The sequence below is a fragment of the Acinetobacter sp. YH01021 genome, assembly GCF_013420255.1.
In the GTDB taxonomy this organism is placed as follows: domain Bacteria; phylum Pseudomonadota; class Gammaproteobacteria; order Pseudomonadales; family Moraxellaceae; genus Acinetobacter.
On sequence record NZ_VOYO01000004.1, the window covers coordinates 198,122 to 205,894 of the forward strand.

A 7,773-nucleotide genomic window follows, 5' to 3' on the forward strand; every position below is an offset into this window, starting at 1 on the left:
AGAGTACGATAATGTTTCGATGGCTTGAAAGACTGGTTGACCCCTATCCCACCAAAAATCTGAATCAACCTTTACCAACCAGGTTTTTTCCATTTGTCTGGCAGGCAGCCTATGGAGTCCGCCGTTATTTGCTGATTCTGGTGCTGTGTACTGCCGGTGCTGCCAGCTTCGAAGCCTTACTGTATTCAAAAATTGGTGAGCTGGTGAACTGGCTCAGTAAAAGCCAGCCCGATACTTTTCTGGAGCAACATGCCAGTAATTTAACCTTACTGAGTATTGTTCTGCTGGCCAATATTTTCTTCGCCAGCGCACAATCACTGATTAAGCATCAAATTCTGTATAGCAACTTTCCCATGCGTTTACGCTGGCGCTTTCATAATCTGCTGATGAAACAAAGCCTGGATTTTTTCCACAACGATTTTGCCGGACGATTATCGGCCAAAGTCATGCAAACCGCTCTGGCAGTACGCGAATTCTGGGTGATTCTGGGTGACATGCTGGCTTATGTGCTGATTTATTTCATCACCATCAATATTGTTTTGGGTGCAATTTCACCCTTGCTGATCATTCCATTGATGGTCTGGCTAGCCTTGTTTATCTGTGCAGCGTGTTATTTCATTCCGCGTTTGAGCAAAATTTCCAATGCCCAGGCGGATGCTCGTGCCGTCATGACCGGGCGTATTACGGATGCCTATACCAATATTCAGACCGTCAAGCTATTTGCTCATGCCGGTCGTGAAAGCCAGTATGCCAAGACCTCTATGCAGGAATTTATGGTAACGGTATATAAACAGATGCGTCTGGGTGCCCAATACGAAATCAGTATTTTACTGCTGAGTGTAGTGTTATATGGTGGCGTACTGGGTACCGCGATCTGGCTGTGGATGGAAGGTCAGGCCGAGCTGGGCATTATTGCTGCAACCACGGCAATGGTACTGAAACTGAACAGTATTGCCGAATTTATGATGTGGCAGACCTCTGCCCTGTTTGAAAATGTCGGTACCATTCAGGATGGTATGAAAACTTTAGGCCGAAAAATTGCCATTGAAGATAAACCGGGTGCCAAAGAGCTACAGCTCAATCATGGTGAAATCAAATTCGAAAATGTCAGCTTTGCCTATAATGATAAAAACGTGATTGATCAGTTTAATCTGACCATTCGCCCAGGCGAAAAGATTGGTATTGTCGGCCGTTCAGGTGCCGGGAAATCTACCTTGATTCAACTGTTGCTGCATTTTTATCATATCAATCAGGGTCGTATCTTAATCGATGGTCAGGATATTGATGAGGTCACTCAGGACAGTTTGCGCAAGAACATTGCATTAGTGACTCAAGATACCTCGCTGCTACATCGCACGGTCGCGGAAAACATTAAATATGGTCGTCCGGATGCGACTGATGAAGAGATGTTTGAAGCTGTGCGTGAAGCCAAAGCGGAAGAGTTTATTCCCAATCTGACGGATTTGCGTGGCAAAAAAGGCTATGAAGCCTATGTCGGTGAACGTGGCGTGAAACTTTCCGGCGGACAGCGTCAGCGAATTGCAATTGCACGTGTATTCCTGAAAGATGCGCCGATTCTGATTCTGGATGAAGCGACCAGTGCGCTGGATTCTGAAGTCGAAGCCGCCATTCAGAACAGTCTGGACGACTTAATGCAAGGTAAAACCGTGATTGCCATTGCGCATCGCCTGTCGACCATTGCCCAGATGGATCGTCTGATTGTGCTGGATCAAGGTCGAATCGCCGAGCAAGGCACGCATGATGAACTGGTGGCATTAAATGGCATCTATGCCCAACTTTGGCAGCGTCAAACTGGTGGCATGCTGATTCAGCAACAGGTCAAAGCATCAAAAGATCATGAATAATATGATCTCTAGAAGATTTCAAAACTTCTAATGATTTGCTCGTCCTTAATATTGAACAGGTCTGGAAAAAGGAAAACTTTGCCCAGACCTTTCTTTGTAAAATTTTCTCTACAGATGAACAGCAAGTTGCCATCTATCTGGTATTTTAATGAAATGACATAACTCTCTAGTTCTGAAAGCTCTCTGAAGAAGTCCTATTCAATGCTTAAGCAATTTCCTTGTCCTTAGTCAGCCAATGCAGAGATGTGTCCGGTTCAATAAAATAATTTTAATTTCATCAATAAAATTATGTGGTTTAAATTGATTTTAATGCTGAATTTAGACTAATCTGCCAGTGGCAGAGTCACAATCGCCAAAATTTTGTCCAACAATTTTAATGAAAAATTTGGCGGCTTCATGCCAATATCTATTTATAAATAAAAAAATTTGAATGAGTGCAACGGATCGCGCATGAAAACAATTGCTCCACGCCAAGACCAAGGAATTCCAGGTGTTTACGGTCTCCTGCTTCTCGATGTCATTTCCCGCTGGGGTTATAACAATGAATCGCTTTTCCAACCTTTTAGCCTGACCAGTGAACAGTTGGCAGATCCTGATTTTCGTATTCCAACCCCTGTCGCCAACGAACTGGTCAAATATGCCCTGAAACTGACCGGAGAGCCGACCTTGGGTTATCATCTCGGCACACAGATGCGGATCTCGATTCATGGCTTTATTGGCTATGCGATTATGACGGCGAATAATATTACCGATGCGCTGGTACTGGCGAATCGATTTATTCAACTTCGTTTACCCTTCCTGCAACTGTTTTTCTCGACTTTTGGTGCTAAAGCCACGGTACAGCTGCAAACCGATATTCAGCTTGAACCGCTGCGCACCGAAATTTCCATTGCCTTGATGATTGGTCTGATCAGTATGGCCAAAGCCATTACAGGCGTTACCGATGCCACGGGAGAAATCGACTTCGATTTTAAGAAGCCGGAAGGTTTTGAACGCTTTATGGCGAAGTTTCCAACGCATCAGTTCCGTTTTGAACAACCGCATTTAATTCTGAGCTTTGATAAAAGTTACCTGATGAATAAGCTGGTGCACGCCGATCCGATTGCCAGCCAGATTGCGATTAACCAGTGTGAAACGGAACTTTCTGCCTTGGGTGAACGGCATCGGATTGCCATGCGTGTCCGGGATATATTGACCCATGCTGAGCAACACTATCTCAGTATTGAAAGTGTGGCGGATCGCTTGCACATGTCTGACCGCACCTTAAAACGTCAACTCGCCGCCGAAGGCACCTCCTTTTCTACCCTGGTCGATGAAGTGCGTTACCGGCATGCCACCTCGTTATTATCCCGGACAGATTTCACTCTGGAACAGATTGCCGATGAACTGGGTTATAGTGATGTCGCCAATTTTAGCAGAGCATTTAAACGCTGGAGTGGTCGCAGCCCGAGCAACTGGCGCAAAGATCCTTATTTATAAGGAAGTATAAGCCTTTTGTTTTGCTTAAAAAGAATGTATAAAACATGTCAAAAATGATCTTAAGATTTTTAAGGAGTTATCAATGAATCATCCTGCAGAATTAAAGTACGCAAGTACACATGAATGGGTGCGCATTGAGGGTGATCTTGTTGTGACCGGTATTTCCGACCATGCACAGGATGCGTTAGGCGATTTAGTCTATGTAGAAGCACCAGATCTTGATTCACATATTACTGCGGGCGAACAAGCTGGCGTGGTTGAATCAGTAAAAACAGCTTCCGATATTCATGCACCAGTGTCGGGTGTAGTGGTTGAAATCAATCCTGATCTTGAAGATGATCCAGATTTCATTAATGATGACCCATATGGCAAAGGCTGGATCTATAAAATCAAGCCAGACAATATGGCAGATGTCGAAAAGCTGCTTTCCAATACAGAATATGAAGCTGGCCTCTAAGCCATTTTAACTTTAAAAAATCAGCCTCCGGGCTGATTTTTTTATTAAAGATCAAGCGTTGCATTTCCTAGTTCAAATTAAATTTCATGCATTTATCATGAAATATCATTGTATTTTTCACTTATTTTTCTTAAAGTCTTGCTCATATCTCCTTCGCTCCTAGATAGCTCGCGCTTATTTATAACAATAATTTCCCATGCTGAGCCTAGCGTCTTACAGCATATCATTTTAGGAAAATCATGAACGCCATTGCAGCGCCACTATGGACCAAGTCATTTGTGCTTTGTTTGGCCAACAACCTATTTTTATTTATTTTCTATTTTGCACAAACCACAATTTTGCCAATATACATCTTAAAAGAATTAGGCGGCAACCTGACCCAGGCGGGGCTGGCCATGACCTTGTTTATGGTGTCTGCCATTGCTGTGCGACCTTTTAGCGGTTTAATTATCGAAAAATTTGGGGTACGTAGAACCCTGATTATTTCTGAAGTGTTCTTTAGCCTGTTTTCACTTACTTATCTGTTGGCAGATCAAGTCACGATTCTGTTTATCATCCGTTTCTTACATGGCATCTGGTTCAGTATCTTGACCACAGTTTGCGTGCCTGTTGTGAACCAGTTTATTCCGGAGCAGCGTAAAGGTGAAGGCATGGGCTATTTTGTCATGTCGGTTAATCTGGGGATTGTCTTAGGTCCGTTAATAGGTCTAAGCCTGATGGAATACTGGTCTTATTTTCAGGTCAGTATGCTATTGATCGTCTTGGTTTTTATCGGATTTGCCTTCTGTTTTTTGATTCCGGTCAAAGAACCTGAAAAAATCATCAAAAATACCAATAAGAAAACCTCGCTTGAGCTGACAGATTTTGTGGAAAAGAAAGTGCTGCCTGTCGCAGTATTGGCCATGCTGATTTCTTTTTCTTATGCGAGCATCATGTCTTTTATCGCACCCTTCGCAGCCAGCAAGGATTTAATGGCCTATGCCGGTTTATTCTTTGTAGTTTTTGCAATTTCCATGATGAGCCTACGGCCGATCACCGGAAAAATTTATGATCGTAAAGGTCCGCAGTATGTGATTTATCCGGCATTACTGGCTTTTAGTTCGGGTTTATTTTTACTGAGCCAGATTCAGAGCTTATGGGGATTTATGCTGGCTGCAGTCATGGTTGGTGTGGGCTTTGGTAGTGTGCAGCCGTGTATTCAAACTTTGGCGATTCAATGTGCGCCCAAGCATCGAATTGGCTATGCAACTTCAACTTTTTATACGTTTTATGATCTGGGGATTGCTATCGGTTCACTACTGATTGGTGCCATCATTGCAGCTTACAGTTATCAGTTTGCTTTTATGCTATGCGGTATTTTAACCTTAAGCAGTATTGTTTATTTTAAGCTGGTGGTGCAACGTAAAACCGTCTAGTTTTATGGATTGAATCGAATAATAAATAAGATCAATAAAAAAACAGGCAGAAAATTCTGCCTGTGATTTTTTGAGTAAATGTTTATTCTGACACCGAAGTATTCTCTGCTTCTTTCTCATCCGCTTTTGGATCTTGCATCATGGTGAATTGGGTTGCTTCACTAGCTGGTGCAGTACTGTCCTGTCGGTTACTTTTCAGCTTGATCTGCAGGCGTAACTCATTGGTAGAATCGGCATTACGCAAAGCTTCTTCATAGGAAATTTCACCCTGGTTATACAGATCAAATAAGGCTTGGTCAAAAGTCTGCATGCCCAGTTCACGGGATTTAGCCATAATGGCTTTCAGCTCATGAAACTCGCCTTTCAAAATCAAGTCTGAAATGAGCGGTGTATTTAACATGATTTCAATGGCTGCTCGACGTCCCTTGCCATCCTGAGTCCGAACCAAACGCTGTGAAATAATAGCCTTCATATTGGAGGACAAATCCATCAACAACTGATTGCGACGTTCTTCTGGGAAGAAGTTAATAATCCGGTCTAAAGTCTGGTTGGCATTATTGGAATGCAACGTGCCTAAACAAAGATGCCCAGTTTCAGCAAAAGCAATCGCATGTTCCATAGTTTCTGTATCGCGGATTTCCCCGATCAAAATCACATCGGGTGCCTGACGTAAGGTATTTTTTAAAGCATTTTGCCAAGAATGGCTATCTACCCCGACTTCACGATGAGTAATCATGGATTTTTTATGCTTGTGCACATATTCAACCGGATCTTCTACGGTAATGATATGCCCGGCTGAATTTTCATTTCGATAGTCAATCATGGCTGCGAGTGAAGTTGATTTACCGGAACCTGTTCCTCCGACTACCAATACCAGTCCACGTTTTTCCATAATCACATGTTTCAGAGATTCCGGTAATTTCAGCTTCTGGAAATTTGGAATTTCTGCAGTAATGGTACGAATCACCATGCCAACATTAAGTTGTTGTACAAACACATTGACCCGAAAACGGGAAACACCTGGCACGGTGATGGCAAAATTGCACTCAAGTTCAGTTTCAAATTCTTTACGCTGTTTATCATTCATCAGACTGTAGGCAAACAGCTTGGTTTTTTCAGCTGTGAGTTCCTGCTGTCCAAAAGGTTTCATTAAGCCTTGATGTTTAATACTCGGTGGAAAATCAGCCGTAATAAATAAATCTGAACCGCCATATTCCACCACCTTGGTCAGCATGTGATGCATGAATTTTTTTGCTTCGTCCAACAATTCTGCCGTGAACATCTTTTCCCCCGGAAATGCACAACTGCACAAACCTTGATCTTAGATTTATGCCAAATATTTTAATTTGATTGTGCAGCGTTTTATAAATATGCTCAAATATATTTGATTTATAAAGAAAATATTTTTTAATATTTATGTGACCTACTTCAATAAAAATTAAATTAAGTAGAAGTATTCAAGCTTTTTAAAGCAACTCTGCCAAAAAAATAGGATTGTAATTTTAAAGGTTGAATTCTGTTAGACGATTCATTATTTGTCATTTGCGACATATAGAATGTTATTTTTCTTTCTTTATGATTACCAACTCACCTATTTTTTATGTACCAATTTCGGTTCTATTAGATGTAATAATGAATTATGAAAAATAGGATAATGTTTATGAAAATTGAACAAAATCGTGGAACTTTGCTCAAATAACAGGCGTGAAACTTGGTAAATTATTAAAAAAGCCCGATTCAGCTAAGTTAGGCTTTTTATTTGACTATAAAAATATGATTTATATAAAATAAAATAGAGAATTTCGTATAACGTGTATTATGTTAATTTTAGGGAAATTTAAGAATCTCTATGCAATGGTTTATTCAATATTCTTTGATTTCTTATCTTTTAGGTTAATCAGAAATAGCCAATAACATAAGCCAGGAAATAGAGCCATAAAGATAGTCCATGTATCTGTATACATCTTCCACCACTCTTTCGAAATTTCTCCTGTGTGACTCCATCCAAAAAGAATAAAAAATGGAGTAGCAATAATTATAGAGGCAATACAGATAGTTAATAAATTAAGACTGTTATAACGATTTAAAAGAATTGAGAATATGAAGCTGAAAGGTACAGTCAAAATACAATAAGCCAAGTAGACAAGACCGTGCCCTACAAGAACCACTAAAATCGAGTATAGGCTGTATTCCTGATTCATTACGATAAACAGGACTGCTGTGAAAAAAAGTAGTGGTAAAGGAGAAAGTAAGAGAGCTTTTACTATTTTTTCATTTGAGTATTTCACTAATTTAATTCTCTTATCTACTCAATAAACAATAATACTATAACGATTTTATTGGAGGTTTTTTGATTCTATTTAACATAATGGCGATTATACGAAAGGCCCTTGTTAAAACCCATTTAAAGTGTCTATATTCTCACCAATAAATTTGGGCGGATTCTGAATGAGTTAAATATTGATATTATCTTCGCCAACTCACCCCAGGCCAAAGGCCGTGTGGAACGTGCCAATAGAACACTCCAGGATCGCCTGATCAAGGAAATGCGCCTAGA

General features: G+C 40.9%; 6 protein-coding genes and 1 pseudogene. 5 read left to right on the forward strand and 2 right to left on the reverse strand.

Annotated elements, in window-relative coordinates; genetic code table 11:
* Positions 1-11 precede the first annotated feature (11 nt).
* The 4 genes from FTT86_RS05440 (at position 12) to FTT86_RS05455 (ending at position 5,216) form a co-directional block, all read left to right on the forward strand.
* Positions 12-1,865: an ABC transporter ATP-binding protein gene (locus FTT86_RS05440; RefSeq protein WP_180180762.1), complete on the forward strand. Its 1,854-nt coding sequence runs from the start codon at positions 12-14 to the stop codon at positions 1,863-1,865.
* 450 nt (positions 1,866-2,315) lie between these two features.
* A complete protein-coding gene (locus FTT86_RS05445) occupies positions 2,316-3,344 on the forward strand; it encodes an AraC family transcriptional regulator (protein ID WP_004280421.1) in 1,029 nt (342 codons plus the stop codon).
* 82 nt (positions 3,345-3,426) lie between these two features.
* Positions 3,427-3,801: a glycine cleavage system protein GcvH gene (gene gcvH / locus FTT86_RS05450; RefSeq protein WP_004280423.1), complete on the forward strand. Its 375-nt coding sequence runs from the start codon at positions 3,427-3,429 to the stop codon at positions 3,799-3,801.
* Between the two features lie 239 nt (positions 3,802-4,040).
* Positions 4,041-5,216 (forward strand): MFS transporter, encoded by a 1,176-nt coding sequence (locus FTT86_RS05455; protein WP_180180763.1) that lies wholly within the window; start codon positions 4,041-4,043, stop codon positions 5,214-5,216.
* 82 nt (positions 5,217-5,298) lie between these two features.
* Here the strand turns inward: FTT86_RS05455 and FTT86_RS05460 are convergent, their stop codons facing one another.
* Positions 5,299-6,498, reverse strand: coding sequence for a PilT/PilU family type 4a pilus ATPase (locus FTT86_RS05460; RefSeq protein ID WP_180180764.1), 1,200 nt, complete (start codon positions 6,496-6,498; stop codon positions 5,299-5,301).
* Between the two features lie 577 nt (positions 6,499-7,075).
* Positions 7,076-7,504 (reverse strand): hypothetical protein, encoded by a 429-nt coding sequence (locus tag FTT86_RS05465; protein WP_000877730.1) that lies wholly within the window; start codon positions 7,502-7,504, stop codon positions 7,076-7,078.
* A 141-nt stretch (positions 7,505-7,645) separates the two neighbouring features.
* Here FTT86_RS05465 and FTT86_RS16280 point away from each other — a divergent pair.
* Positions 7,646-7,773 (forward strand): annotated as a pseudogene (locus tag FTT86_RS16280) (ISNCY family transposase); the annotation flags it as partial.

Bases quoted from the DNA above. Each gene is read 5' to 3' on its own strand.
- FTT86_RS05440 (WP_180180762.1), top strand. From the start codon at position 12: ATGTTTCGATGGCTTGAAAGACTGGTTGACCCCTATCCCACCAAAAAT.
- FTT86_RS05445 (WP_004280421.1), top strand. From the start codon at position 2,316: ATGAAAACAATTGCTCCACGCCAAGACCAAGGAATTCCAGGTGTTTAC.
- gcvH (WP_004280423.1), top strand. From the start codon at position 3,427: ATGAATCATCCTGCAGAATTAAAGTACGCAAGTACACATGAATGGGTG.
- FTT86_RS05455 (WP_180180763.1), top strand. From the start codon at position 4,041: ATGAACGCCATTGCAGCGCCACTATGGACCAAGTCATTTGTGCTTTGT.
- FTT86_RS05460 (WP_180180764.1), bottom strand. From the start codon at position 6,498: ATGTTCACGGCAGAATTGTTGGACGAAGCAAAAAAATTCATGCATCAC.